Annotated in this window: 23 protein-coding genes; 14 read left to right on the top strand and 9 right to left on the bottom strand. The window is 60.4% G+C overall.

From position 1 onward, the window contains the following. Positions 1-73 precede the first annotated feature (73 nt). Both CHC01_RS00825 and CHC01_RS00820 read left to right on the top strand, forming a co-directional pair. Positions 74-820: an SDR family NAD(P)-dependent oxidoreductase gene (locus CHC01_RS00825; protein WP_089261624.1), complete on the top strand. Its 747-nt coding sequence runs from the start codon at positions 74-76 to the stop codon at positions 818-820. A gap of 383 nt (positions 821-1,203) precedes the next feature. After that, positions 1,204-1,389, top strand: a complete 186-nt coding sequence (locus CHC01_RS00820; RefSeq protein WP_170849737.1) for a hypothetical protein — start codon at positions 1,204-1,206, stop codon at positions 1,387-1,389. Positions 1,390-1,521: 132 nt separating this feature from the next. Here the strand turns inward: CHC01_RS00820 and CHC01_RS00815 are convergent, their stop codons facing one another. Then, positions 1,522-2,484: an AraC family transcriptional regulator gene (locus CHC01_RS00815; protein ID WP_089263575.1), complete on the bottom strand. Its 963-nt coding sequence runs from the start codon at positions 2,482-2,484 to the stop codon at positions 1,522-1,524. 210 nt (positions 2,485-2,694) lie between these two features. On the opposite strand from CHC01_RS00815, the gene CHC01_RS00810 reads away from it, so the two are divergent. The 4 genes from CHC01_RS00810 (at position 2,695) to CHC01_RS00795 (ending at position 5,633) form a co-directional block, all read left to right on the top strand. Continuing rightward, on the top strand, positions 2,695-3,465 hold the full coding sequence (locus CHC01_RS00810; RefSeq protein ID WP_089261622.1) for an alpha/beta hydrolase: 771 nt from the start codon (positions 2,695-2,697) through the stop codon (positions 3,463-3,465). Positions 3,466-3,548: 83 nt separating this feature from the next. Further along, the gene (locus CHC01_RS00805; RefSeq protein ID WP_089261620.1) at positions 3,549-4,406 is read left to right on the top strand and encodes an alpha/beta fold hydrolase; all 858 of its coding nucleotides are present in this window, start codon (positions 3,549-3,551) and stop codon (positions 4,404-4,406) included. A gap of 79 nt (positions 4,407-4,485) precedes the next feature. Next, entirely contained in the window at positions 4,486-4,980 is a 495-nt protein-coding gene (locus CHC01_RS00800; RefSeq protein WP_089261618.1) for a DUF302 domain-containing protein, read from the top strand. Positions 4,981-5,105: 125 nt separating this feature from the next. After that, on the top strand, positions 5,106-5,633 hold the full coding sequence (locus tag CHC01_RS00795) for a hypothetical protein (protein ID WP_089261616.1): 528 nt from the start codon (positions 5,106-5,108) through the stop codon (positions 5,631-5,633). Positions 5,634-6,283: 650 nt separating this feature from the next. On the opposite strand, the gene CHC01_RS00785 is transcribed toward CHC01_RS00795, so the two are convergent. Beyond that, positions 6,284-6,766 carry a MarR family winged helix-turn-helix transcriptional regulator gene (locus CHC01_RS00785; RefSeq protein ID WP_089261614.1) on the bottom strand — a complete coding sequence of 161 codons (483 nt, stop codon included), beginning with the start codon at positions 6,764-6,766 and terminating at the stop codon, positions 6,284-6,286. Between the two features lie 165 nt (positions 6,767-6,931). On the opposite strand from CHC01_RS00785, the gene CHC01_RS00780 reads away from it, so the two are divergent. The 4 genes from CHC01_RS00780 (at position 6,932) to CHC01_RS00765 (ending at position 11,865) form a co-directional block, all read left to right on the top strand. Continuing rightward, complete coding sequence (locus tag CHC01_RS00780; protein ID WP_089261612.1) at positions 6,932-8,875, top strand: FAD-binding monooxygenase; 1,944 nt, start codon at positions 6,932-6,934, stop codon at positions 8,873-8,875. Positions 8,876-9,257: 382 nt separating this feature from the next. Beyond that, entirely contained in the window at positions 9,258-10,319 is a 1,062-nt protein-coding gene (locus CHC01_RS00775; RefSeq protein ID WP_089261610.1) for a class I SAM-dependent methyltransferase, read from the top strand. A 619-nt stretch (positions 10,320-10,938) separates the two neighbouring features. After that, the gene (locus tag CHC01_RS00770; protein ID WP_089261608.1) at positions 10,939-11,256 is read left to right on the top strand and encodes a hypothetical protein; all 318 of its coding nucleotides are present in this window, start codon (positions 10,939-10,941) and stop codon (positions 11,254-11,256) included. A 135-nt stretch (positions 11,257-11,391) separates the two neighbouring features. Further along, positions 11,392-11,865, top strand: a complete 474-nt coding sequence (locus CHC01_RS00765; protein WP_176454461.1) for a hypothetical protein — start codon at positions 11,392-11,394, stop codon at positions 11,863-11,865. A gap of 59 nt (positions 11,866-11,924) precedes the next feature. Here the strand turns inward: CHC01_RS00765 and CHC01_RS00760 are convergent, their stop codons facing one another. From CHC01_RS00760 to CHC01_RS00730, 7 genes are all read right to left on the bottom strand, one after another. Continuing rightward, positions 11,925-13,130 carry an ABC transporter substrate-binding protein gene (locus CHC01_RS00760; protein ID WP_244558239.1) on the bottom strand — a complete coding sequence of 402 codons (1,206 nt, stop codon included), beginning with the start codon at positions 13,128-13,130 and terminating at the stop codon, positions 11,925-11,927. A gap of 317 nt (positions 13,131-13,447) precedes the next feature. After that, positions 13,448-14,677: an ABC transporter substrate-binding protein gene (locus CHC01_RS00755; RefSeq protein ID WP_089261604.1), complete on the bottom strand. Its 1,230-nt coding sequence runs from the start codon at positions 14,675-14,677 to the stop codon at positions 13,448-13,450. 6 nt (positions 14,678-14,683) lie between these two features. Beyond that, a complete protein-coding gene (locus CHC01_RS00750; protein ID WP_089261602.1) occupies positions 14,684-15,712 on the bottom strand; it encodes a branched-chain amino acid ABC transporter permease in 1,029 nt (342 codons plus the stop codon). 2 nt (positions 15,713-15,714) lie between these two features. Continuing rightward, on the bottom strand, positions 15,715-16,593 hold the full coding sequence (locus tag CHC01_RS00745; RefSeq protein WP_089261600.1) for a branched-chain amino acid ABC transporter permease: 879 nt from the start codon (positions 16,591-16,593) through the stop codon (positions 15,715-15,717). A 10-nt stretch (positions 16,594-16,603) separates the two neighbouring features. Further along, complete coding sequence (locus CHC01_RS00740) at positions 16,604-17,317, bottom strand: ABC transporter ATP-binding protein (protein WP_089261598.1); 714 nt, start codon at positions 17,315-17,317, stop codon at positions 16,604-16,606. After that, a complete protein-coding gene (locus CHC01_RS00735) occupies positions 17,314-18,126 on the bottom strand; it encodes an ABC transporter ATP-binding protein (RefSeq protein ID WP_089261596.1) in 813 nt (270 codons plus the stop codon). Before CHC01_RS00735 ends, CHC01_RS00740 begins: the two co-directional genes overlap by 4 nt. 63 nt (positions 18,127-18,189) lie before the next feature. Then, positions 18,190-19,056 carry an IclR family transcriptional regulator gene (locus tag CHC01_RS00730; protein ID WP_089261594.1) on the bottom strand — a complete coding sequence of 289 codons (867 nt, stop codon included), beginning with the start codon at positions 19,054-19,056 and terminating at the stop codon, positions 18,190-18,192. Positions 19,057-19,217: 161 nt separating this feature from the next. Here CHC01_RS00730 and CHC01_RS00725 point away from each other — a divergent pair, with 161 nt between their 5' ends. From CHC01_RS00725 to pimC, 4 genes are all read left to right on the top strand, one after another. Beyond that, entirely contained in the window at positions 19,218-21,302 is a 2,085-nt protein-coding gene (locus CHC01_RS00725; protein ID WP_089261592.1) for a 3-hydroxyacyl-CoA dehydrogenase NAD-binding domain-containing protein, read from the top strand. 166 nt (positions 21,303-21,468) lie between these two features. Continuing rightward, positions 21,469-23,172: a dicarboxylate--CoA ligase PimA gene (gene pimA, locus CHC01_RS00720; RefSeq protein ID WP_089261590.1), complete on the top strand. Its 1,704-nt coding sequence runs from the start codon at positions 21,469-21,471 to the stop codon at positions 23,170-23,172. Continuing rightward, positions 23,169-24,356, top strand: a complete 1,188-nt coding sequence (locus tag CHC01_RS00715; RefSeq protein WP_089261588.1) for an acetyl-CoA C-acyltransferase — start codon at positions 23,169-23,171, stop codon at positions 24,354-24,356. The genes pimA and CHC01_RS00715 overlap by 4 nt, the downstream gene beginning before the upstream one ends. A gap of 28 nt (positions 24,357-24,384) precedes the next feature. Continuing rightward, on the top strand, positions 24,385-25,572 hold the full coding sequence (gene pimC / locus CHC01_RS00710; protein WP_089261586.1) for a pimeloyl-CoA dehydrogenase large subunit: 1,188 nt from the start codon (positions 24,385-24,387) through the stop codon (positions 25,570-25,572). Positions 25,573-25,703: the final 131 nt, after the last annotated feature.

Below are 25,703 nucleotides of genomic sequence, written 5' to 3'. Positions count from 1 at the left end.
AGCAGCGCCGATTCAGATGGACTGCAGAGTCGTGGGGCCAAGCCGTGTCATCTTGGCAAGAAGGAGATTGAAAATGCAGAGTGAAAAGGTCGTGATCGTGACGGGCGGCAGCTCCGGCATAGGGAAGGCGGCGGCGCTGCGCTTCGCAAGGGAAGGCAACAAGGTATTCGTGACCGGCCGCCGTCCCGGCCCTATCGAAGAAACGATTGCCGAGCATGCGAACATAGCCGGCATGGTGGCGGATGCAGCCTCCGCCGAAGATGCCAAGCGCACAATTGCCAAGACGGTCGATCTTTGGGGCAGGGTTGATGCCTTGGTCAACAACGCGGGTGCAGGCGCCATCCTTCCGCTGGCAGACGCGACAGCCGATCGGATCAGGGACATTTTCTCCGTCAATGTGCTCGGCCCAAGTCTCCTTGCCGCTGCTGCTCTTCCTCACCTGAGGGCAACACGGGGCACGATCGTTAATGTCTCGAGCACATTCGGTCACAAGCCGGTGGCTGGACTGTCTCATTACGCCGCCAGCAAGGCGGCTTTGGAGCATTTGACCCGCTGCTGGGCGCTGGAGCTTGCACCGCTCGGCATACGCGTGAACGCCGTGGCGGCAGGGCCTACGGAATCAGGCGCGCTGACGGGCATGATGGGGCTCTCCCTGGAACAGGCTGCGGCAATCAAGGAACAGGAGCGTGCGCGCATACCGCTCGGGCGGCGCGGGGTTCCTGACGACCTGGCAGAATGGATCGTGAGGCTTTCGAGTCCCGCTTCGGAATGGATGACAGGCCAGGTTGTTGCTATTGATGGCGGCCTGGGACTGGCTTAGTTGCAGTTGACGTTGCGGGTAACCGTGAGCTGGTCGCAAAAGCACGAAGCTGCTGGCTATTTGCTGGCGTGTAGGGCGGATCAGCGCAGCGTAATCCGCCGAAGGCAAGATCGCTGTAAGGCGGGCGCAATACGCTTCGCTATTGCGCCCTACGCTTGCTGTCCAGCGGAACTCAACCTATCGCAGACACGCGCCAGAGCGGCCTCCAGATTGGCTCGCGTCTGTTCATCAGACTTCTCGATGATCATCATGTCCCTTTGTCGCTTGGCCGGTCGATTTTTCCGGGAACGAGATTGGCTGTTCCACCGTTTTTAAAAGATACTGGCCGGTTCGGTTCCAGCAGGACCGTTTTTCCTTGGCTGGGAAAAATCAGGAGAAAGCAAATGATGTCCGAGACTCAAGTTCACACCATTGCCCGGCAGATGCTTGATCGGCACGGCGCCGTGGCCATCGCTCATGCCGCCCAGAATGCACTAACATGCGAGCAAAAAGGTCAGGTGGAAGAAGCCAACGAGTGGCGCCACGTGAAGGACGCCATGAAGATCATGCAAGGCCCGCATCAGAGCTGAGGTTGCGACGCCGCTTTGAAATGGCCAGACGCTCACGGGATCGGTCAAGACAATCGTAATGGATGCGTCTGCGACCAAATGGACCGTTCGGCTCATCGCAGCGCGAGCGATCGTCTATAAGAAGTATAGCTGTCAATCGGCGACTTCTGCTTCCAGGACGTCCTCTTGCCTTCGGTCGCCGTCAGAGCGCCGCGCTGCTCGGTACCGGCCAGGCGATAGGCCGTGATGTCGATGGAAGAGCTTCGAAAACGCGGCAGTGGTCTCATAGCCGACAGAGGTCGCGATCCGTGCGATCGCCTCGTCGCTTGTTTCAAGCAAGAATGCGGCCTCCGACATCCGGCGCGCGATCAGATAACTGTACATGGACTGACCGACGAGTTTGGTGAAGCGCGCCGAAAACGCCGAGCGACCTAGCCCCACGCGTTGCCCGAGGTCATCGAGGGTCCAGGGCCGATCCAGTCGCTCGTGGATCAACCGAAGTGCCGGTCCGATGTGCGGGTCCGCCATCGCGCCCAGCCACCCGCCTTCTCCGGGACCAAGCGACTTGATCCAGTTTCGCAGAACCTCGACGAAGAGCACCTCTGTTAGTCGTGACAGCGCGACGCCCTGGCCGGGACGCTCACACGCCGACTCGCTCACCATGCGTCGCAGAATCGCCTCGAGCCACGCGCCGTCCTCCGTGGGCTTCAGGAGAAGCACCGGCGGAAGCAAGTCCAGCACGCTGCCGCGTGAGGGCCGCGCCACGGTGAACTTGCCGCAGATCATCGTCGCATGCGGCTGCGCGTTGCCGCCGTGACGAACGACGCCACGATCCGCGGCCGATCGATCGAAGTCGAGAACCGAAAACGGCGTCGTCCGGCGATCCGAATAAATCACATGGGGCTCGCCCCGCGAGATGACAACACAGTCGCCCGCGTTCATGCGGAGTTCTGATCCCTGTTGGAGCGCGAGGGTCGCTGAGCCACGACTGATATAATGAAACATGGCGTACGGGCGTTGTGGCAACGCCAGATTCCAGGGATGGCCGAGCTCGAAGTGGAACAGCAAAGTCCCCCCGAGGCGCACGCGGTCGAGTACTTCGGCGAGGATGTCCATGGCGGCGATGCTAATCTCGCGGACGATCCGACGCAATACTTGGACGATTGGGCTCTACCGTCCGAAACATCTTCATATTAGGTCCTGCCGAAGCGCGCGGACGCATCGTGCAGTCATCCATCTCCCGAAGGGCAGATGGATGATCCGCGACTTTGCTGAACGCCTGCCATCCCCGACCTCGCGTCGTTCGTCGTCCAACAGGAGCCATTCATGCGAAATCTTCTGCTTTCAACCGCCGCCGTCCTCTTGGCCGGAGCGGCATTTGCCGCCTCCGCCCAGTCGGCCGAACTGCCCAAGGGGGCCGCTCACAACATCGTGCTCGTCCATGGCGCTTTCGTCGACCAGACGAGTTGGCAGCCCGTTGCCGACATCCTCACCAAGAAGGGCTACAACGTCACGCTCGTCGAAAATCCGCTCACCTCCCTTGCCGCTGACGTTGATGCCACCAAACAAGCCCTGGCGAAGCAGAACGGCAAGACCGTTCTCGTCGGCCATTCCTGGGGCGGCGTGGTCATCACCGAAGCCGGCAACGACCCCAAGATCTCGGCGCTCGTCTACGTCTCCGCTTTCGCGCCCGACGTGGGACAATCTCTGGCAGAGCTCGCCAAGAGCGGTCCCGCGACCGAAGGTGGTGCGGCGATTCATCCGGACGACAAGGGCAACCTCTACATCGATCCCAAGGTATTTCCGTCGGCCGTTGCGGCCGACCTTCCTCCGGAGATCGCCGCGCACCTGGCTAACTCGCAGCTTCCGTTGAATCACGTTGCATTCGAGGCGCCCGTCGACATTGCAGCCTGGCGCGACAAGCCGACATTCTATGTCATCAGCACGAAGGACAAGGTGATCGCACCCGAGGCCCAGAAGTTTTTCGCCGGCAGGATGAAGGCTCAGACGACGGAGGTCGCCGGCAGCCATGCTTCGCTCGTTGTTCATGCGAAGGAAGTCGCGGCGGTGATTGAAAAGGCCGCGCTGGTGAAGTGACAAGACCGCTCCCGGCACAAGCGTGCCGGGAGCGCTGCACTGGTCCCACTTGATTACTTCATGCCGAGCATCCGGAGGATGACATGACTGCACTCGACATCACGAGCGAGGACGCCACGCTTGAAACGGCACCCACCCGCTACATCGAAGGGCGCGGAATCCGCTTCGCCTATCGCCGCCTCGGCCCATCGACCGGCACGCCGCTGGTGCTTCTGCAGCATTTCTCGGGCAACATCGATGCGTGGGATCCCGCCGTCGTCAACGTCCTCGCCGCCGATCGCCCTGTGATCGCCTTCGACAACGCCGGAGTCGGTCGCTCGACCGGTCAGACGCCCGACAATGTCGCGGCGATGGCAGGCGACGCGGTCGCCTTCATCAACGCGCTTGGCATCTCCGAAGTCGACCTGCTGGGCTTTTCTCTCGGCGGATGCGTCGCCCAGCAGATCGCTGCCGAGCACGGACGTCTGGTCCGCAAGCTCATCCTCGTCGGTACCGCGCCCAAAGGCGGAGAGCAACACCTGCTAGCGGTTCTCCAGGAGGCGTTTTCCCAAACCGATGCGCCGGACCCCCGCCTGCCGCTGTTCTTCACGACGTCGTCCGCCAGCCGCTCGTCCGGCCTGGCGTTCCTGAAGCGGACGCAGGTGCGCAAGGACGATAGGGACACCGCCAACGGCAGCGCGGTCACCGATCCGCAGGCCAAGGCGCTGATCACTTGGTGCGCCACACCTGATCCCGAGCACGCCATGCTGCGCGCCATCCGCCAGCCCACTCTTGTGGTCAGCGGTAGCCACGACACCATGCTTCCAGCAAACAATGCCTACGCAATGTTCAAAGAATTCAGCAACGCGCAGCTGGTCCTCTATCCCGATTCAGGCCACGGCGCGCTGTTTCAGCACCACGAGATCTTCGTCAGTCACGTCCGGACTTTCCTGAACGCGTAACCGGCGGCCGCATGATCCCCGGCGAGAGGTCGACGCGATCATACGCACTTTATCCATGAGAGTTATTTCGGAGGATAAAATGAAAATAGAGAAAGTCGAAGTCGAACGTTTCAGCCTTACGAGCGCAAAACCGTTCGACGCTGTTGTGGCCGCATTCAAGTCGGCGATCGGGCAGCCTGATATAGTCGAATTCTTCAAGGCGTCGAGGGCGGCAAATTCCTTCCCGGAATTGGATCGGGTTGTGCAGGGCGCGCTCGGCCGCACGGGTTTGATGCTCTTTGCGGAATTCGACTTGGGCGCCGTTCTCCGTCTCGAATCTGGTGCAGATACGCCCAACAGTATGCGTTTTGTGGTGGGCAATCCGCTCATCATGAAAGAAATGGTCAAGCACGTACCTGATGCGGGATCTTACGCGCCAGTCACAATCCTTGTTGATGAACGTCCCGATGGTGTGCATGTCTCCTACAACAGAATGGAGAGCTATCTGCTGCCGTATGGCAGCACGGAAGCACTTGTCATCGCCCGCAACCTCGATGCAAAAATCACGACCTTGCTACACGAATGCACAAGCTAAAAATTCCCGACGACGTTTCGGTCGGTGGAAGTGAGCGTCTCAAAGCGGCAATCGCGCAACGCGAGAACGCAACTTCGTGACGCGAGCGAGACGAATGGCCATTAAACCTGAAAGAGAATTCCGACATGTACAAGAAACGTCTTTCCCTCCTCATCGCGATGGCTCTTTCGACAATGGCGGTCACGGCTGCTCCCGCCGCCAGTGCTGAGCCGCTGGATGCCGCGACCCTTAACGCTATCAAATCGCAGTTTGGCAGGCTCATGGAATTGGCCAACAACCACGATTTCAAGGCTCTGCACGAGATGTTCTGGCAATCGCCGTCAACCCTGTTGGTGGCGAAGAGCGCGATCCCGTCCGAGGGGAACTGGGCCGGCTTTTGGGGCAACGAAGCTATTGATCAAAAGCTGCATGACATCGGTAGCTCCGGTCCGGTCGTGCTCGAGCCGGATTATTCGAAGCTCAAGATTGTCAGCCTAACGCGCGACGTAGCAGAGTCCTATGTGCCGATGAACATCACGGTCTCATATGCGGGACAGGATGGGACAGCAAGGCCGTTTCTGATGATCATCAATTGGCTTCGCGTCGGGAAGGACTGGAAGGTCGCTTCCGAAATCATTCTGCCGGTGCCGCCGACGCCCGCTGCGAAGGGCTAGGGCCCTAGGCACCTGTTAAGCGACACCTCGCCGAGGAGTTCAGGTCGGGAGCCAGCCTTCGGATATTTGCGGCAAATATCCTAGAGCTTGAGCGTCTGCTTTGCGCCATAAGCGGCCATCGACTATTCACCACCGCGATACCGGGCTTAATGTCCTCAATCTTTTAACCAGGAGGCAATCGTCTGATTAAGGTAGTCCGGCACTTCATGCTGAATGAAGTGGCCAACTTCAGGCACGATTTTGACCGTGAGATTGTCGGGATTTTCAATCCATGACTTTCCCGAATCAATAGTGCTTAGCAAAGCGTAGCTCTCCTCGATTCCGTGCATATGCAAGACCGGGCATTTGATCACAGCACCTTAGAGTTTCTTCATGGTTGGATCGAAAAGATTGAGCGCAAGCTGAGAAAACGCGTAGTTGGCTTTGTAATAACTCATCATGGCCAAGATGGAAGATTTCTCGAAAGCCTGGATGTATCGGCTCTTAACCTCTGGATTTACAACCCAGTATGCCAAATCTTCCGCAGTCAGATTGTCGCCTTTGCCTCGAGCGAAGAACCGTGTGGCGTAGGCGCTGGCCCTAGCCTGCGCAACAGGATGATTCCAGGGGAGCCATTCCCTCGTGGCGCCAGGATGAGGAACGCTGAGGATCTACTTCTTCCCTGCGGTCTTAGCGAGCTCCGCCCGCAGCGGCGCGCGGCTCAATTCGTTGCCTGCAGCGATTGTCTTTTGCAGCAACCGCACCAGTTCGTTCGCCTCGTTCGAGTTCAGACCACGCAACATGATCTTCTGGGCCGACCGGACAGCCGGCTCGATCCTTTGGAGTATACTGCGTCCCTCGTCCGTGATGACCAGTTCGCGAACACGCCTATCTCTCTCAGTGGTGCGGCGAAGTACAAGCCCCTTTTGCGCCAGCCGATCGATAACACCCATGATAGTGGTGCGGTCATAGGCGATCAATGCAGCGAGCGTCACCTGATCTATCCCAGGTGATTTTTTGATCGCCGTCAGGGCCGCATATTGAACGGGCGTAAGATCAAAGCCGGCTTTCTCAACCTCGGCATGAAATACCGCGACCGCGACTTGCTGGAACCGGCGGGCAAGGTGTCCTGGTTTGTCAAGGTTATCGCTCATCTGTATACCAAAGCTCCCACTTGACACGTATACTGATCATCAGCATGCTGATCAAGTGCGACGTGACGATCGTGCCAGCATAGTGCTCCGGCGCAACGCCACAACAGTGCACTTATCGTACTGTCGACGAAGACGACGAACGGCTACCTGATCCTGGGAGGATCCATGCAGTTTCATCTCAACGGCTTTGAGCCCGGTGATCCGCATATCTCTGACCGGGCGCAGCGTCATGACGCTGCAGGAAGCTCTGGCACTGTTCCTGCCGAGGTCGACGTTTTGATCATCGGATGCGGTCCGGCCGGATTGACGCTGGCAGCCCAACTATCCAAATTCGCGGACATCAAGACCTGCATCGTCGAACAAAAGCCTGGACCCCTGCTGCGAGGCCAGGCGGATGGAATCGCTTGCCGCACGATGGAAATGTTCGAGGCATTTGAATTCAGCGAGCGCGTGTTGAAGGAAGCCTGCTGGATCAACGAGACGGTGTTCTGGAAGCCCGATGAGGCGCAGCCGGAGAACATTGTCCGCAGCGGACGCGTGCAAGATACCGAGGACGGTTTGTCGGAATTTCCGCATGTGGTGCTGAACCAGGCGCGCGTTCATGATTTCTACCTGGAAATTATGCGCAATTCCCCAACGGGATTGAGACCGTTCTACAGCCGGCGCCTGATCGATCTTGCGGTCGACGGTACGGCCTCCAAAGACACGACACCGCAGTATCCGGTGACAGCCAGCCTCGAGTGGCTAATGCCCAACCAGGAACGTAAGACCGAGACGATCAAGGCGCGTTATCTGGTCGGCTGCGACGGGGCGCGCAGCACCGTGCGTAGATCTATCGGACGCACTCTGCACGGCGACTCGGCAAATCACGCCTGGGGCGTCATGGATCTTCTGGCCGTCACCGACTTTCCGGACGTCCGCTTCAAATCGCTGATCCAGTCCGACCAACACGGCAGCATGCTGATCATCCCGAGAGAAGGCGGCTATCTGTTTCGCTTGTATATCGAGATGGACAAACTTCACCACGGCGAACGCGTGTCGGACCGCAAAATCACATCCGACGACCTCATCGCGGCGGCGCAGCGGATATTCAAGCCGTACACGTTGGACGTGAAGGAAGTCCCCTGGTGGTCGGTCTACGAAATCGGCCAACGCCTGTGCGACAAGTTCGACGATGTGCCTGATGGAGACAGCACGCGCCTGCCCCGGGTGTTCATCGCCGGCGACGCCTGTCACACCCACAGCCCAAAAGCGGGTCAAGGCATGAACGTCTCCATGCAGGATGGCTTCAATCTCGGCTGGAAGCTGGCTTCGGTGTTGCGCAAGCGATCCGCGCCCGCACTTCTGCATTCCTACTCCGCAGAGCGCCATGAAATTGCGAAGGAATTGATCGACTTCGATCGTGAATGGGCGCAGGTCATCAGTTCGGCTTCAAGAGCAGATGCGAAACCAGACGACGCATCCAAGCAATTCGATCCCGCCGAGACGCAAAGATATTTCGTGCGGCACGGGCGTTACACCGCGGGAACCGCCGCACATTACCGCCCCTCGCTTCTCACCGCCGAACCCACTTATCAACACCTGGCCTCGGGACTGACGATCGGCATGCGCTTTCATTCCGCGCCGGTGATCCGTGTCGCGGACGCGAAACCGATTCATCTTGGGCACACCATCAAAGCGGACGGGCGCTGGCGCATCTTTGCATTCGCCGGATTTGAGGATTCGGCGATGCCGGGCTCCGCCATTTGCGCTCTTTGCGAGTTCCTCGCCAGTGCCGAGACGTCTCCTCTGAGACGATACACGCCGACAGATGACGACATCGATTCCGTCATCGATGTGCGGGCCGTCTTCCAGCAACGCCACGGCAACCTCGCCATCGAAGCCATGCCGCACCTTCTGCTGCCAGGCAAAGGACGCTATCGATTGCGGGATTACGAGAAGATCTTCTGTGCAGACAGCAGCGATGATCGCGATATCTTCACCATGCGAGGCATTGACCGCGACCAGGGCTGCATGGTCGTTGTTCGCCCCGATCAATATATCGGCAACGTTCTTCCGTTGAAGGGCCACGCTCAGCTCGCTGCATACTTCGAGCGAATTCTCGTATGACCGTGTTGAACAACAGGGCTTGAGACCCTACGGACTAGAAATTGCGGTCCCTGCCTGATCGAACGCCGTGCCGGCATCGCCGATGATAAACGACATCAGATCGCGTCCAACCAGAAGCGGCCCGGCATAAAGGTATGGCGCCTCATCACGCGTGAAGGCACAACAATTTCGATCGGTCAGCTCCATCAGGAGAAAATTTGGATCAACTCCAGCCAGTGGAGCTAACTGGATCTAAACGCGCCTCAACGCCCGCTTCGCGCCAGCAGTGGACAATTCCGCATCATTCTGAATCTGACATCGAGTGGCTCGGCGCCCACTTGTAATTCGCCAGTCGTGCTTAACTAGAACGAGGGCTGTTCTTCACAAAGTGGAGGATGCTGCAATGCGTGAACCAAATTCTGAAAAGCTGAACGCACTCGTAGGAAAGCTGGTCAACGACCTCGGCATTTCACTTGGCGGTGCCAGTATACTGCTCGGCGATCGTCTCGGCCTCTACAAGGCAATGGCGGATGGAGATATCTTCACGCCGTCGGAGCTTGCCAAGAAGACCGGCCTGCATGAGCGTTATGTCCGCGAGTGGCTCTCCGGCCAAGCCGCCTCTGGTTACATCGATTATCACCCTGAGAAAAACGCGTTCTCGCTCTCGGCCGAACAAGCGATGGCGTTCGCCGAGGAGGGGTCGCCAGCTTTCTTCGCCGGTGCATTCGATGTCGTACAGTCCACCTATCTCGACGAACCCAAGGTCGCCGAAGCATTTCGAACAGGGAAGGGCGTTGGTTGGCATGAGCATTCGAAGTGCCTTTTCTCGGGCACCGAACGCTTCTTCAGGCCGGGCTATAACGCCAATCTGGTTTCGAACTGGATTCCGACGCTCGAAGGCGTCGAAGCCAAACTGAAAGCTGGCGCCAAGGTAGCCGATGTCGGATGCGGCCACGGCGCCTCTACCATCGTGATGGCGCAGGCGTATCCCAAATCCAAGTTCTTCGGGTTTGATTACCACAAACCTTCGATCGATCGCGCGAAGGTCCTGGCCCAGGAAGCGGGGGTCGGAGACCGAATTGAATTCGCGCAGGCCAGTGCCAAGGATTTTCCGGCAAAAGACTACGATCTCGTCGCTTTCTTCGATTGCCTGCATGACATGGGCGACCCCGTTGGTGCGGGCAAGCATGTCAAGGAAACACTGGCCAAAGACGGGTCGTGGATGATCGTCGAGCCATTTGCTCATGACAATCTCAAGGATAATCTCAACCCGATCGGGTCCATTTTCTATCACGCCTCGACATTCATTTGTACGCCTGCGTCGCTCTCTCAGGAGGTGGGCCTGGGGCTCGGTGCCCAGGCAGGTGAAAGCAAATTGCGTCAGGTCGCGACTGAGGCAGGATTCAAGCGCTTCCGCCGTGCGACTGAGACGCCTTTCAATATGATCTTCGAAGTGCGTTCTTGATCTCTCAGACCAACGGTGCGGAGCGACCCGGATGCCGCGCCGGCTGCCATATTGAATATGTCGCTGAAGTCTGGCGGGTGCCTCCGAAGATTTCTGAAAATAATCCTTGACGTTGTTTTCTGGGAGATTATATTCCACTGCATCCCGTCCCACTTTGAGGGGCGTTGCCAGGGACGCTTGTTAGCGCGGGGCGGGATGTGGCGCCTGCGGGCGGGAGGAAGACGTTTCCTCACGCACTCGGGAGGCCTTGGGTCACCGTCCGGCCCCACTACGGGGGTCTGCCACTCATGCTGGCTGGACGTGGCATTGGTGAACGGCGGGAAACCGTCGGGATAAGCGGACTGCGGAAGTCTGCGCCTTTGCCCGGAAGAACGGTCCCGGGGACAGAAATCGCCACGATGGAGCGTCGAAAGGCGTTTCCGCGGCCTCTGCTGTCCGGCGATCCGGACACTACGCTGCGGCACTGTACCCAAGTCGCGCCTTTCGGCGCTTCATCTCCCTCATTCTTGAGGGAGGCCACCGGGACTGCCACTCACGCGCACAGGCGCGGGCAAGGACGGCGCGTGACCGTCACCCAAGTCACTCATATCCGGTCATCATCGTCACAACGGGAGTTCACATGATCATCTCGCAACACGACGTCTGGCATCTCGCGCAGCGCGCCAGGGCCAAGAGCGACCTGGCGGCCAAGCGGCTGTCGGATATGATCGTCGCCGCCTGCATCGAGGAGATCGAGCGCGGCAATGCGAACATCCTGCGCACCCATCGCACTTGCGTCATCAAGGCCTGTCGTCGTGCACACCATTGCACAGGCAGCCGGCCGATCTGTCTTCTGTTTCAACGACGACGTGTTCTGAATGCAGAGCAGCAGCAAGCGATGCTGGACGAAATGTATTGGCGCGTCCTGGAGGCGCTCGTCGCCAGCGAGGCGGCGTGATGGATTTGTTAACCGGCATCGCGCGCTGCGGCAGCGCTACCGTGACACCGCCTGCGGGGTCCGTTAGTGTCGCCCGCAATAGAGCGCGGCGATGCGCGCTCATAGCCGGGGTTTCGCGACATGCGCGCAGTAACGATGACGACGCTTTCTCCTTTGCGCCCGCGCAGCACGGCGCTCGCTGTCATCGCGGTGCTGGCGCTGCTCGATGTGACGCTGCTGGTGGCGCGCGAATTGCCGAGCGTGCCAGTGCTGCAGAAGGTCGGATTCGACATGGAGTCCGCCGGCTTCAAGGCGCGCTTCGCCAACGATGCGGCAGGGAAGGCGGCCTTAAGCAAATTGCCGGCCTATCGCTTCGTCGTGCACAATACGCCGAAGGGTCCACGCTATCTCTATGCCGATCCCGCCAAATGCATGTGCACCTTCGTGGGCAATCGCGACAATTATCTGAACTATCAGGATATCGTGCGCCGTGGCCTGCCGCAGGCGGATTACGTGGCGCCGGACTACAAGACGCAGGCGAGTGCGCTGCTCTCGGACGATCCGATCGCGTCGGACCAGATCGACTGGCAGCCCGACAGTCTCGCGGATGCGTTCCGGGATTATTACTGATCTCGATCTCTCCCCGCGCGGCGAAGCCTGGTTTCGACCGGCGGGGAGAGATCAGAACATCAACCGTCGATCTTGCCCGCGATGATCGGGCCGAACAGCTCCCACTTCTCGCCCTTGAAGCGCTGCATCTGCAGCTGCTCGATCGGGTAGAAGTCGATCGCCGAGGTCGAGATGGTCACGCCGGGCAGCAATGTGTCGGGCGCGAATTCCTTGAGGTTGGCTGCTTCCTTCATGATGTTCGCGCGGGTCAGGTTGTCACCGGCCTGCTTGAGCACCTGAACGATGGTCTGCGCCTGGCCATAGCCATAGACGACCGAGCCGTCGCTCCTGTCCATGGTGGGCGCATATTTGGCGAGGAAAGCGTAGAATTTCTTCATGCCCTCGTCATTGTCCCAGCTGGAATCGGCGCCGTCCTTGGCGTAGTTCGCCGACAGGATGCCCTGGGCGATCTCGTAACCCGCCGGCTTCATCACGCCGCCGACCGAAGAGCCGACATTGCTCTGGATGAAGGTTGGTTTCCAGCTGAGCTCCGCCACTTTCTTGATCGCCTGCGCAGCGAATTTCGGCGTGGTGAAGCTGACAAAGGTGTCGGCATTGGTCGACTTCAGCTTGACGATGTGGGACTCGATGGTCGGCTCCGACACTTCATAGCTTTCCTCGGCGACAATCATCGATGCCGCCTTGGCGCCGAGACCATCCTTCAGACCCTTCAGCATGTCTTTGCCGAAGTCGTCGTTCTGATACATGACCGCGATCTTGGCGTCGGGCTTTTCCCTCAGCAGATAGGCTGCATAGATCCTGGACTCGCTCTGATAGGCCGGCTGCCAGCCCATGGTCCAGGGGAAGTCCTTGTAGTCGCCGAACTTGGTCGCGCCGGTGGCCACGAACAGCTGCGGGACTTTCTTGGCATTCAGGTATTTCTGAATCGCGGAATTCGACGGGGTGCCGAGCGAGCTGGCGATGAACAGAACTTCGTCGGATTCGACGAGCTTGCGGGCCTGCTCAACGGCCTTCGGCGGCGAGTAGCCGTCGTCATAGGTGATGTAATTGATCTTGCGGCCGTTGATGCCACCCTGATCGTTGATCATCTTGAAATAGGCTTCTTCCATCTTGCCGATCACGCCATAGGCGGATGCGGGCCCGCTATAGGGCATGATGTTGCCGATCTTGATCTCGGTATCGCTGGCGCCGGTGTCGTATTTTTTCTGGGCGAAGGCAGTACCGCCAAGGGCCGCACTGAGGGCTGCGGCAACCGTGAACGTCATTGCACGCGAGCTGAACGAAGGCATTTCTGATCTCCCTGATCTCTTCATAAAACCGCGCGTATTCTTGTTTTTATTGAATGCTGCGGCGCGTCGGATTGAATACTTTTCCGCTGCAACTAGCAAGAAAAAGCCCCTCACGACTTTCGTCGTAAGGGGCTGTTTTATTGGGCATTATCGCTGTCGTTCCGGGGCGCACGCGCACCTTCGCGCGTGCGAAACCGGAACCTCGTATTGTTCATCACCCATGTCGAGATTCCGGGTCTGCCCTTCAGTCGACTTCGTCGCCTTTCGGGCATCCCGGAATGACGGTGATGATGTCAGCCGCCGAGCTTGCTGTCGATCGGCGGGCCGAACACGTCCCACTTCTCGCCGGTGAAGCGCATCATGCGCAGTTGCTCGATCGGGTAGAAGTCGGTCGCCGAGGTGTTGATCTTGACGCCCGGCAGCAGCGTGTCGGGTGCGAAGTCCTTCAGGCTGGCGGCCTGCTTCATGATGTTGGCGCGGGTCAGATCGTCGCCGGCCTGCTTGAGGACCTGAACCACGGTCTGTGCCTGGCCGTAACCATAGGCAGCCGAGCTTTCGGCCGGATTGGCGAAGGGGGCGTATTTGGCGAGGAAGTCGAGATACTTCTTCATGCCCTCATCGTCCTTCCACTGCGGATCGATGGCATCCTTGGCATAGGCCAGCGACAGCACGCCCTGCGCGTTGTCGATACCCGCCGGACGCATCACTGCGCCGACCGAGGAGCCGACATTGCTCTGGAAGAACATCGGCTTCCAGCCGATCTCGGCCACCTTCTTGATCGCCTGCGCCGCGAATTTCGGCGTCGAGATCGAGACGAAGATGTCGGCGCCCGATGCCTTCATCTTGACGATGTGCGAGTCGATGGTCGGCTCGGACACTTCATAGCTGTCTTCAGCCACGATCATCGAAGCCTTCTCGCCGAGACCGTCCTTGAGGCCCTTCAGCATGTCCTTGCCGAGGTCGTCGTTCTGGTAGAACACGGCGATCTTGCCGTTCGGCTTCTCGGTGATCGCGTATTGCGCGAAGATGCGGCCTTCGCTCTGATAGGCCGGCTGCCAGCCCATCGTCCATGGCGCGGTCTTGTATTCGCCGAACTTGGTCGCGCCGGTGGCGACGAACAGCTGCGGGATCTTCTTGGCGTTCAGATATTTCAGGATCGCCGTGTTCGACGGTGTGCCGAGCGGGCCGAACACGAACAGAACTTCGTCGGATTCGACCAGCTTGCGGGTCTGTTCGACGGCCTTGGCCGGGCTATAGGCGTCGTCATAGCTGACGAAGTTGATCTTGCGGCCGTTGATGCCGCCCTGATCGTTGATCATCTTGAAGTAGGCTTCTTCCATCTTCCCGATGATGCCGTAGGCCGAAGCCGGGCCGCTATAGGGAATGATGTTGCCGATCTTGATCTCGGTATCGCTCGCCCCGGTGTCGTATTTCTTCTGGGCATTCGCGGAAGTTGAGAAGGCGAGAAACGCAAACGCCGCGCTCGAGAGCGCGGCGGTGCGCAGAAAGTTTCTGCAGTTCATAGGTCCTCAGTGTTTACGTAGTTTGCCTATCAAGCCCTGTGCCAAATAGGCGAGTTGCCTGGCCCCGTTCGGGAGCAGGAAGATGATGATGATCAGGATGACGCCGAACACGGCGCCAGACAGACCCTTCGAGACGTGTTCCGCAATATTCGGAACGAAGACGATGAAGGCCGCACCGGCGAGCGAACCGGGAAGCCAGCCGACGCCGCCGACCACCATGCCGAGGAACAGCGCGATGGCGAGCTGGATGGTGTAGCCATCCGGCGCGACGAACTGCACGGCGATGGCACCGAGACCGCCAGCAACGCCGGTGATGCCGGCGCTGACGCCGAAGGCCAGCGTCTTGTAGAGCGAGACGTCCACACCCATCGCCGAGGCGGCGATTTCGTTGTCACGGATCGCCATCATGGCCCGGCCCGACCGCGACTTCAGCAGGTTGACCGAGAGGATGTAGATCAGGATCGTGACCGCGAGGGTGAAGAAGTACAGCCACATGTCCTGCGACACTTTCAGACCCAGCGAGGCCAGGATTTCCGGTGCATCAGGCTTGGTGACGACAAGGCCCTGCACGCCGCCGGTCCAGTGTTCGAACACGCCGAGCTTCAGGAGCTGCGGCATCGCCACCGCGAGGGCGAAGGTCGCCAGCGCGAGGTAGATGCCGGAGAGCCGAAGCGCCGGCAGGCCGAACAGGAAGCCGGCGATGAAGCAGACCAGGCCGGCCACAGGGAGCGTCAGTGCGTAGTTGACGCCGGCATGTTCCATGAGGATTGCCGACGTATAGGCGCCGAGGGCGTAGAACGCGCTCTGGCCGAGCGAGAACTGGCCGCTGGCGCCGGTCAGGATGTTCAGTGCGAGAACCGCGATGGCGTAGATCAGCCACATCGTCATCTGGAAGATGATGAAGTTCTTCACGAACAGTGGTGTGACGATGAGCAGCGCCAGGATGATCAGCGATGCCAGCGGGCCGAGCGCCATTGCCTTTTTGGGAACGGCAGCGACCGCGGGAGCGGCGGAGACGTCTTGAACGGTGCTCATGATCAAACTCGCTTCACGATGGCACGGCCGAACAGGCCATTGGGTTTGACGACCAGCACGGTGATGATCAGCGCCAGGGCGATGGGCAGTTTCAGCTCATTGCCGACACCCGGGATATAGGTGCCGACGAGGTTCTCGAAGACGCCGACAAGGAACCCGCCAATGACAGCACCCAGTGGGCTCGTGAGGCCGCCGACGACGGCCGCGGCAAATCCGTAGATCAGCACGCCGCCCATCATGTTGGGCTCGAGGAACACGACGGGGGCGATCAGCATACCGGCGATCGAACCGATCGCAGCTGCCATGCCCCAGCCGAGTGCAATCATCCATGACGTGTTGATGCCGACCAGCCGCGCCGATTCAGGCATCGACGCCGCTGCCCGCATCGCAAGGCCCACGCGGGTGTAGCGGAAGAAGATGAACAGCAGGACGAGCAGGATGATCGTCACGCCGATCATGCCGGCCTGATGCGTCGAGATCAGCTGGCTGCCCAGGAAGGGCGACGAGCCGAACGGCGAGGGAAACTGCTTGATGGTGAAGTCCCAGGTCAGGCCCGCGACGCTGTTGATGATGGCGAACAGCGCGATGAAACCGGCGACGTGGGTCAGCACCGGCGCCTTGGCGAGCGGCTTGAACAAAGCCCGCTCGATGACGATGCCGCCGACAAAGGAGAAAATCAGCGTGAGCGCGAATGCGCCCCAATAGGGTATGCCCCACTGCATCATCTGCCAGGCGACGAAGGTCGAGAACATCGCCATTTCGCCCTGGGCGAAGTTCAGGTGGTCGATCGCCTGGTAGATCATGACCACGGCGAGCGCCATACAGGCGTAGATCGCGCCGGTGGCGATGCCAGCCAGGACTTGATTGGTAAAGAGCTCCATGGCTGTTTCCTCAATATCCCAGATACGATTTACGGACGTCTTCATTATTCGCGATCTCGTCGGCGGTGCCGGACATCACGATGCGTCCTGTTTCGATGACATAGGCCTTGTCGGCGAGTTCGAGCGCGAGCTGCGCGTTCTGTTCGACCACAAGAATGCTGACCTTGTCCTCGCGGTTGATCTTGCCGAGGATCTTGAACAGATCCCGCACGATCAGGGGCGCAAGGCCGAAGGACGGCTCGTCCAGCAGCATCAGGCGGGGACGCAGCATCAGCGCGCGGGCGACCGCGAGCATCTGCTGTTCACCGCCGGACAGCGTGCCGGCCTGCTGGGTATGGCGCTGCTTGAGCACCGGGAAGTGGGCATACATGCGCTCGATGTCGTCACTGATCGCCTTGGTATCCTTGCGACTGATCGCGCCGAGCTGCAGGTTCTCTTCCACCGTCATGGTGGTGAAGGTGCCGCGGCCCTGCGGCACATGGGCGATGCCCAGCCGCACGATGCTTTCGGTCGACTTGTTGTCGAGCTTCTTGCCCTCGAACTCGATCGAGCCCGTGGAGCGGATCATGTTGCAGATCGAGCGCAGCGTCGTGGTCTTGCCGGCACCATTGGCGCCAAGCAGGGTGGTGAGGCTGCCTTCCTGCAGTTCGAATTCGAGGCCGTGCAGTGCCTGGACCTGGCCGTAATACGCACGCAGGTCTTTTACGTGAAGCATCGCGGTCATGAGTCTTTGTCTCCCAGATAGGCCTTGATCACAGCAGGGTCTTTCTGGACGGCAGCAGGTGTGCCTTCAGCGAGCTTCTTGCCGAAATTCAATGCGACGACATGGTCGGCGATCGACATCACGAGACCCATGTGATGCTCGACCAGGAGCACCGTCACGCCGCGATCGTCGCGGATGCGGCGGATCAGGTCGCCGAGGATGTAGACTTCCTCATGGTTGAGGCCGCCTGCGGGCTCGTCGAGCAGCAGGATCTTCGGTTCGGCGGCGAGCGCACGCGCGAGCTCGACGCGCTTCTGCGTGCCGAAGGGAAGACCGCTGACGATCGTATCGGCAACGCTGTGCAGATCGAGATAATCAAGGATGTCGTTGACGTCCTTGTTGATCGCAGCTTCTCCTGATCGAACCCATGGCAGCTTCAGCGAGTCGCTGATGATGTCGCTGTTGGTGCGCGCATGTTTGCCGACGCGGACATTGTCACGCACGGTCAGGTTCGGAAACAGCGCAACGTTCTGGAAGGTGCGGCCGATGCCGATCTCGGAAATCTTGTGCGCCGGACGATTCAGGATCGTCTGGCCGTCCATCAGGATATCGCCCTTGCTCGGCTGGTAGAGCCGGCTGAGGCAATTGAACAGCGTGGTCTTGCCGGCGCCGTTCGGTCCGATGAGGCCAAGGATGTGGCCCTGTTGCATGTCGAACGAGACGCCGTTCAACGCGATGATGCCACCGAACACAACGCTGACGTCGCGAACCGAAAGCAGCGGCGCCGTCGATGCGACGGGCGCGCGCTCTGCGAGTTGTGCCTGTGTCATGTGCGGCGTCCCTCGATCGTCGGTTGCGGCGAAGTCTTGCGCAGGTCACGACGATGAAGGCTGTCAGAGCCCTTCAACAATGCGTGCAACTTTCCCTCCTGATTTGATTTTTTTGCTGTCGAGTTTTTTGGATTGTGGTGCAGCTGTTCCCCCGAGCGCCGCTTCGATGTTTCTTACCATCGCCAATAGCCGAGGTCCAATATCGTTGAGCAAACGCTCTTCCGTGAAACGGAACGCGGGCGCGCCGCAATTAAAGGCATATGGACCGGTGCCGTCATTCAATGTCATCGCGACACCGGCAGCGTGCACATCGTCCTGCCACTCGCCAGCCGAGATGACGAAGCCGTGGCGTGCGACCATTTCGCCCGCACGTTCGAGTCCATCGCGCATCTTCGACCAGCGATGTCCGTAATGTTCGCGAAATTCGCGCAATAATTGGGCACGATCTTCCGGTGGCAGCGCCCAGAAATAGGCGCGGCCCATCGCCGTGGTTGCAATGGGGATGCGCGAGCCGACGTCGAGTTGAACGCCGACAGTGAGACTCGATCTGCTCTGTCCGAAATAGATCATGCTCAGCCGATCGCGCGCGCCGACTGCGCAGGCACCGCCGGTCTGCCGCATCAATTCGTCGCGAAATGATTCCGAGAGATGCTTAACGCCTAAGTTCGCAAGTGCAGCATACCCCAGGGCCATGGCTGCTGGCGCGAGTTGATACTTCTCGAAGCGTGGCACAGGTGTAAGGTAGCCCAACTTCGTGAGTGTGTAAGTCAATCGCGAGATGGTTGGCTTCGGCAATTTGGTGCGGGCGGCAATCTCCTGATTGCCGAGAAGCCCGTCATTGGGGCGAAATGCACGCAAGACATCCAGGCCGCGAGCCAATGCGACGACGAAATTGCGATCTGTCGCCACATTCTTCGCTGGACGTTTCATGCTTCCCAAAATTTGGTTTTGTCAGTTTCATACGATTGCACCACGGCCCTCGTTGACAAGGGACGCTCTTCAAAATAACCCTCCGTGTCAAGATGTGGAATTAAATTTCGCAGTGCGAAACTAAGAAAATCAGACCGGTAAACGTAGCCAAGGAGAATGCCGTGAGCGATGTCGTAAAGCTTGAACGTCATGATGAAGTCGCCATCGTCACGATCAACTCTCCCCCTGTAAATGCGCTGAGTGCGGCGGTTCGCCGCGGCATTTTTGAGAACGTCAAAACGGCCGCTGCCGATCCTGCCGTGAAGGCGATCGTCATCGCATGCGCAGGCCGTACCTTCGTTGCCGGCGCCGACATCACCGAATTCGGCAAGCCGCCGCAGTCGCCCGGATTGAGCGAAGTCATTGCGGAAATCGAGAATTGTTCCAAGCCGGTGATCGCCGCGATCCATGGCACCGCGCTCGGCGGCGGCCTCGAGCTCACGCTCGGCTGTCATTTCCGCGTGGCGACAAAAGAAGCCAAGCTCGGCCTGCCTGAGGTGAAGCTCGGCCTGCTGCCGGGTGCCGGCGGCACACAGCGCCTGCCGCGCGCAGTCGGCCCGGAACTCGGCGTCAAGATGGTCGTCACCGGTGATCCGATCAGCGCATCTGAAGCCTTGAAGAACGGTCTGATCGAAGAGATCGTTGAAGGTCCGGCCTCGGGCGCGGAAGCTTTTGCGCGCAAGGTGATCGCCGAGAAGCGTCCGCTGCGCCTGCTGCGCAACGACGATTCCAAGCTTGCCGCCGCTCGCGCCGATCGCACCATCTTCACCAACGCCGCCGCAGCCGCCAACAAGAAGAACCGCGGCATGAATGCGCCGCTGGCCTGCGCCGAAGCCGTGAGCTGGACGCTCGACGTGCCGTTCGACGAGGCGCTCAAGAAGGAGCGCGAGATGTTCCTCAAGCTGGTCGCCGACGACCAGTCGAAGGCGCAGCGTTACGCGTTCTTCTCAGAACGAGAAGCTGCCAAGGTCCAGAACGTGCCGGAAGGCGTCAAGCCGCGTCCGGTCGAGCGCGTCGCCATCATCGGCGCCGGCACCATGGGCGGCGGTATTGCGATGTCCTTCGCCAATGCCGGTATTCCCGTCACGCTGATCGAGACCGGCGAGGAGCAGCTCAAGCGCGGCCTCGGCATCATGCAGAAGAACTATGAAGCCACTGCAGCACGCGGCGGCATTCCTGCCGATGCGCCGGCCAAGCGTATGGCGTTGATCAACGGCGTCGTTGGCCTCGAAAACGTCAAGGATGTCGATCTGGTGATCGAAGCCGTGTTCGAGACCATGGCGATCAAGAAGGAAGTGTTCACCGCGCTGGATGCCTATGCCAAGCCGGGCGCCATCCTCGCCAGCAACACGTCGTACCTCAACATCGACGAGATCGCGGCCGTCACCAAGCGTCCGCAGGATGTGCTCGGCATGCACTTCTTCTCGCCGGCCAACGTCATGAAGCTGTGCGAAATCGTTCGCGCCGATAAGACCGCGCCGGATGCGCTCGTCACCGCCGTCGCTGTCGCCCGCAAGATCGCCAAGGTGCCGGCCGTGGTCGGCGTCTCCGACGGCTTCGTCGGCAACCGCATGCTCGCGGCCCGCTCCAAGCAGTCCGAGAAGTTGCTGTTCGAAGGCGCGCTGCCACAGCAGGTCGATGCCGTCGTCACCAAGTTCGGCATGCCGATGGGTCCGTTCGCCATGGGCGATCTCGCCGGCCTCGATATCGGCTGGCGCTCGCGCAAGGATCGCGGCATCACCTCGCCGATCGCCGATGCGCTCTGCGAAGCCGGCCGCTTCGGTCAGAAGACCGGCAAGGGCTATTACAAGTATGAAGCCGGCTCCCGCGCGCCGGTGCCGGATCCGGACGTCGAGAAGCTCATCGACGATACCTGCCGGAGCCTGGGCCTGACGCGCCGCGCCGTCAGCGATCAGGAGATCCTGGAACGCATGATGTATCCGATGATCAACGAGGGTGCCCGCATCCTCGAGGAGAAGGTCGCCTCGCGTCCGAGCGATATCGATGTGATCTGGCTCTATGGCTATGGCTGGCCGATCTATCGCGGCGGCCCGATGTTCTATGCCGATCAGGTCGGCCTCAAGCAGATCGTCGAGCGCCTGCAGTTCTACGCCAAGCAGACCAACGATCCGTCGCTGGAGCCGGCCGCGCTGCTGAAGAAGCTGGCGGATGAAGGCAAGACGTTTGCGTCACTGGCGAAGGGCTAGTTGTGGTGACGCGAGCACGATGTGCTCCCCTCCCCCTTGCGGGGAGGGGCCGGGGGCGCGGGTCCCCGGGCGACGTCACTTGTGGCTTACCCCCCTCCCTGACCCTCCCCCGCAAGGGTGGAGGGAACATTGGCGCCGTGCGCTCCTTATGTAAGCAGGCCACGCCATGACCCATCCCGGCGAACAGCACTACCCACCGGGCGTCACCTGGGACGCGCCGATTGCGCGTGGGTCGCTGCCGGGTCTGCTTGCCGACTCCATTGCAAAACATGGTGACCGCACCGCCATCGAATTTCGGGATCAGCCGATCTCGTTCAATGATCTGCAGGCGCGCGTCGATGTCGTCGCCGCCGCGCTGATGCGCGCCGGCTATGGCAAAGGCTCCTCCATCGGCATCTTCCTCGGCAATACGCCGGATCATCCGGTGCATTTCTTCGGTGGTCTCAAGGCAGGCGCGCGGCTCGTGCATCTGTCGCCGCTCGATGGCGAGATCGCGCTGTCGCACAAGCTCAAGGATTCCGGCGCGCGCGTGCTGGTGACGAGCAACCTTGCGGCGTTGCTGCCGATGGCGCTGAAGTTTCTCGACAAGGGGCTGCTCGACAGGCTGATCGTCTGTGAAGACAATGACTGGGGCGCTGTGAACAATCCGCAGCTGCCGCTGCCGGAAAATCCCGCGATTGTCACTTTCCGCAATTTCACCGCGGGCGCCACGCCGCCGGCGCAGTGGCCGGAGATTTCGGCCGATGACGTCGCGCTGCTGCAATATACCGGCGGCACCACCGGCCTGCCCAAGGGCGCGATGCTGAGCCACGGCAATCTCACCTCGGCGGTCTCGATCTACAATCTATGGGGCGCGCCGGCACGCGCCGGGCGCAATAGGATCGAGCGCGTCATCTGTGTGCTGCCGCTGTTTCATATCTATGCACTGACCGTGATCCTGCTGAGCCGCATCAGCCTCGGAGACACCATCTCGCTGCACCAGCGCTTCGATGTCAGCCGCGTGCTCGACGATATCGAGAAAAAGAAAGCCACCGTCTTTCCCGGCGTGCCCACCATGTGGATCGCCATCGCGGCCGATCCGTCGCTGGAGACCCGCGATCTGTCGTCGCTGGTGTCGGCGGCCTCTGGCGGCGCGCCGTTGCCCGATGAAGTGGCGCGTCTGTTCGAGCGCAAGACTGGCCTGTCGCTGAAGAGCGGCTGGGGCATGACCGAAACCTGCTCGCCCGGCACCAGCCATCCGCCCGGCGGTCTCGACAAGCCGGGCTCGATCGGCCTGATGCTGCCAGGGATCGAGATTGACGTGGTGTCACTCGATGACCCGACCAGGGTGCTCGGCGTCAACGAAACCGGCGAAATCCGCATCAAGGGGCCGAACGTCACCAAAGGCTACTGGAACCGCGCGCAGGAGAGTGCCGAGTCATTCGTCGGCGATCGCTTCCTGACCGGCGATATTGGCTACATGGATGAAGACGGATTCTTCTATCTGGTCGATCGCAAGAAGGACATGATCATCTCCGGCGGTTTCAACGTCTATCCGCAGATGATCGAGCAGGCGATTTACGAACATCCCTCCGTACAGGAAGTGATCGTGATCGGCGTCGTCGATCAATATCGCGGTGAAGCGGCTAAGGCCTTTATCAGGCTGCGCAATGGCGCGGCGCCGTTCACCATCGACGAGCTGCGCGCGTTTCTCACCGGCAAGCTCGGCAAGCATGAACTACCGGCCGCCCTGGATTTCGTCGACGATTTGCCGCGCACTGCGGTCGGAAAACTCTCGCGTCACGCCTTGCGTGGCCTGCAACCCACGCCCATCATGAACCAAGAAACGACCTCGCAACAACAAACCGCCTCTGGAGGACCCCGCCCATGACCGAAGCCGTTATCGTTTCCACCGCCCGTACGCCGATCGGCAAGGCCTTTCGCGGCGCATTGAACGCCACCGAAGGCGCGACGCTGCTCGGCCATGCGATCGAGCATGCCGTCAAGCGCGCCGGCATCGATCCCAAGGAAGTTGAGGACGTCGTGATGGGCGCAGCCCTGCAGCAGGGCGCGACCGGCGGCAATATCGCCCGCAAGGCGCTGCTCCGCGCCGGTCTGCCGGTCACGGTTGGCGGCACCACCATCGATCGTCAGTGCGCTTCGGGCCTGCAGGCGATTGCACTGGCTGCGCGTTCGGTGATCTTCGACGGCGTCGAGATCGCGGTCGGTGGCGGCGGCGAGTCGATCTCGCTGGTGCAGAACGAGCATGCCAACAAGTTCCACACCGTCGATCCCGAACTGATGAAGATCAAGGGCGACGTCTATATGCCGATGCTCGACACTGCCGAGACGGTGGCCAAGCGCTACAACATCTCGCGCGAGCGCCAGGACGAGTATTCGCTGGAGAGCCAGCGCCGCACCGCGGCTGCGCAGCAGGGCGGCAAGTTCAACGACGAACTGGCGCCAATCGCGACCAGGATGGGCGTCGTCGACAAGGCGACCGGCGAAGTCTCGTTCAAGGATATCACGCTGTCCAAGGATGAAGGTCCGCGTCCGGAAACCACCGCGGAAGGTCTCGCCGGCCTGAAGGCTGTGCGCGGCGACGGTTTCACCATCACTGCCGGCAATGCCTCGCAGCTCTCGGACGGCGCCAGCGCCACCGTGATCATGAGCGACAAGCTCGCCGCACAGAAGGGCCTCAAGCCGCTCGGCATCTTCCGCGGCTTCGTTTCGGCCGGCTGCGAGCCGGATGAAATGGGCATCGGTCCGGTGTTCGCCGTGCCGCGCCTCTTGAAGCGTCATGGCCTCAAGATCGAGGACATCGATCTCTGGGAACTCAATGAAGCCTTCGCCGTGCAGGTTCTGTACTGCCGCGACAAGCTCGGCATCGATCCGGAGAAGCTCAACGTTAATGGCGGCGCGATCTCGGTCGGCCATCCCTATGGCATGTCGGGCGCACGTCTCGCTGGTCACGCACTGATCGAAGGCCGCCGCCGCAAGGCGAAATATGCCGTCGTCACCATGTGCGTCGGCGGCGGCATGGGCTCCGCCGGCCTGCTCGAAATCGTTCAGTAATTACACATCTGCTCACAAGGAGGATCCGATGGATCTGAGCTTCAGCAAAGAAGAAACAGCATTCCGCGACGAGGTGCGCACCTTTTTCCGCGAAAGCCTCGACCCGGCGGTGCGCAAGAAACTGCAGGAAGGTCACCACACCAGCAAGGACGACCTGGTGAACTGGCAGCGCACGCTCAACAAGAAGGGCTGGGCCGTCCCGCATTGGCCGCAGGAATATGGCGGCACCGGCTGGAGCGCGGCGAAGCAGTACATCTTCCTCGAAGAGCTACAGAAGACCCCGGCGCCGCCGCCGCTACCGTTCGGCGTCAACATGGTCGGCCCAGTCATCTACACTTTTGGCAATGAGCAGCAGAAGAAGCACTTCCTGCCGCGCATTGCGAATATGGACGACTGGTGGTGCCAGGGCTTCTCGGAGCCGGGCTCGGGTTCGGACCTCGCCTCGCTGAAGACCACGGCGAAGAAGAAGGGCGATACCTATATCGTCAACGGCCAGAAGACCTGGACCACGCTCGCGCAACATGCCGACTGGATCTTCTGCCTTTGTCGTACCGACCCCGATGCGAAGAAGCAGTCGGGCATCTCCTTCATCCTCATCGACATGAAGTCGAAGGGCATCACCGTCCGCCCGATCCAGACCATCGATGGCGGCGTCGAAGTCAACGAAGTGTTCTTCGATGAGGTCGTGGTGCCGGCCGAGAATTTGGTTGGTGAAGAGAACAAGGGCTGGGACTACGCGAAATTCCTGCTCGGTAACGAGCGCGTCAACATCGCGCGCGTCGGCATGTCGAAGGAGCGCATCCGCCGCATCAAGGAGCTGGCGTCCAGCGTGATGTCCGGTGACAAGCCGCTGATCGAGGATCCGCAGTTCCGCCAGAAGCTGGCTGCGACCGAGATCGAGCTCAAGGCGCTCGAACTGACGCAGATGCGCGTCGTCGCGGCCGAAGGCAAGCACGGCAAGGGCAAGCCGGATCCGGCCTCGTCGATCCTCAAGATCAAGGGTTCGGAAATCCAGCAGACGCTCACCGAGCTGCTGCTCGAAGTCACCGGGCCGTTCGCACTGCCGTTCATGCCGGAAGGCGAGGGGCAGAACGAAGAGGGTGACTGGGCCTCGCCGATCGCGCCGACCTATTTCAACTACCGCAAGGTGTCGATCTATGGCGGCTCCAACGAGATTCAGCGCAACATCATCGCGAAAGCGGTGCTGGGGCTGTGATGTCTTCCTTCTCCCCGCTTGCGGGGAGAAGGTGGTCCGATTGCGCGTAGCGCATTCGGACCGGATGAGGGGGAGCCTCCGCCGGCTCGGTGCCCGCGGTTAGTCCCCCTCATCCGAAGGCTCCGCTTCGC

Origin of the sequence: Tardiphaga sp. OK246 (assembly GCF_900188215.1) — a bacterium.
Lineage (GTDB): Bacteria > Pseudomonadota > Alphaproteobacteria > Rhizobiales > Xanthobacteraceae > Tardiphaga > Tardiphaga robiniae.
Note: the sequence above shows the minus strand (reverse complement) of the source record. Positions and strands in the feature narration are given on the sequence as shown.

Excerpts from the sequence above, each read along its gene's own strand:
- CHC01_RS00765 (WP_176454461.1), top strand. The coding sequence starts at position 11,392 with ATGACGACGCTTTCTCCTTTGCGCCCGCGCAGCACGGCGCTCGCTGTC.
- CHC01_RS00825 (WP_089261624.1), top strand. The coding sequence starts at position 74 with ATGCAGAGTGAAAAGGTCGTGATCGTGACGGGCGGCAGCTCCGGCATA.
- CHC01_RS00730 (WP_089261594.1), bottom strand. The coding sequence starts at position 19,056 with ATGAAACGTCCAGCGAAGAATGTGGCGACAGATCGCAATTTCGTCGTC.
- CHC01_RS00800 (WP_089261618.1), top strand. The coding sequence starts at position 4,486 with ATGAAAATAGAGAAAGTCGAAGTCGAACGTTTCAGCCTTACGAGCGCA.
- CHC01_RS00770 (WP_089261608.1), top strand. The coding sequence starts at position 10,939 with ATGATCATCTCGCAACACGACGTCTGGCATCTCGCGCAGCGCGCCAGG.
- CHC01_RS00805 (WP_089261620.1), top strand. The coding sequence starts at position 3,549 with ATGACTGCACTCGACATCACGAGCGAGGACGCCACGCTTGAAACGGCA.
- pimC (WP_089261586.1), top strand. The coding sequence starts at position 24,385 with ATGGATCTGAGCTTCAGCAAAGAAGAAACAGCATTCCGCGACGAGGTG.
- CHC01_RS00760 (WP_244558239.1), bottom strand. The coding sequence starts at position 13,130 with ATGACGTTCACGGTTGCCGCAGCCCTCAGTGCGGCCCTTGGCGGTACT.
- CHC01_RS00785 (WP_089261614.1), bottom strand. The coding sequence starts at position 6,766 with ATGAGCGATAACCTTGACAAACCAGGACACCTTGCCCGCCGGTTCCAG.
- CHC01_RS00735 (WP_089261596.1), bottom strand. The coding sequence starts at position 18,126 with ATGACACAGGCACAACTCGCAGAGCGCGCGCCCGTCGCATCGACGGCG.
- CHC01_RS00745 (WP_089261600.1), bottom strand. The coding sequence starts at position 16,593 with ATGGAGCTCTTTACCAATCAAGTCCTGGCTGGCATCGCCACCGGCGCG.
- CHC01_RS00780 (WP_089261612.1), top strand. The coding sequence starts at position 6,932 with ATGCAGTTTCATCTCAACGGCTTTGAGCCCGGTGATCCGCATATCTCT.
- CHC01_RS00795 (WP_089261616.1), top strand. The coding sequence starts at position 5,106 with ATGTACAAGAAACGTCTTTCCCTCCTCATCGCGATGGCTCTTTCGACA.
- CHC01_RS00750 (WP_089261602.1), bottom strand. The coding sequence starts at position 15,712 with ATGAGCACCGTTCAAGACGTCTCCGCCGCTCCCGCGGTCGCTGCCGTT.
- CHC01_RS00810 (WP_089261622.1), top strand. The coding sequence starts at position 2,695 with ATGCGAAATCTTCTGCTTTCAACCGCCGCCGTCCTCTTGGCCGGAGCG.
- CHC01_RS00815 (WP_089263575.1), bottom strand. The coding sequence starts at position 2,484 with ATGGACATCCTCGCCGAAGTACTCGACCGCGTGCGCCTCGGGGGGACT.
- CHC01_RS00740 (WP_089261598.1), bottom strand. The coding sequence starts at position 17,317 with ATGACCGCGATGCTTCACGTAAAAGACCTGCGTGCGTATTACGGCCAG.
- CHC01_RS00715 (WP_089261588.1), top strand. The coding sequence starts at position 23,169 with ATGACCGAAGCCGTTATCGTTTCCACCGCCCGTACGCCGATCGGCAAG.
- CHC01_RS00755 (WP_089261604.1), bottom strand. The coding sequence starts at position 14,677 with ATGAACTGCAGAAACTTTCTGCGCACCGCCGCGCTCTCGAGCGCGGCG.
- CHC01_RS00775 (WP_089261610.1), top strand. The coding sequence starts at position 9,258 with ATGCGTGAACCAAATTCTGAAAAGCTGAACGCACTCGTAGGAAAGCTG.
- pimA (WP_089261590.1), top strand. The coding sequence starts at position 21,469 with ATGACCCATCCCGGCGAACAGCACTACCCACCGGGCGTCACCTGGGAC.
- CHC01_RS00820 (WP_170849737.1), top strand. The coding sequence starts at position 1,204 with ATGATGTCCGAGACTCAAGTTCACACCATTGCCCGGCAGATGCTTGAT.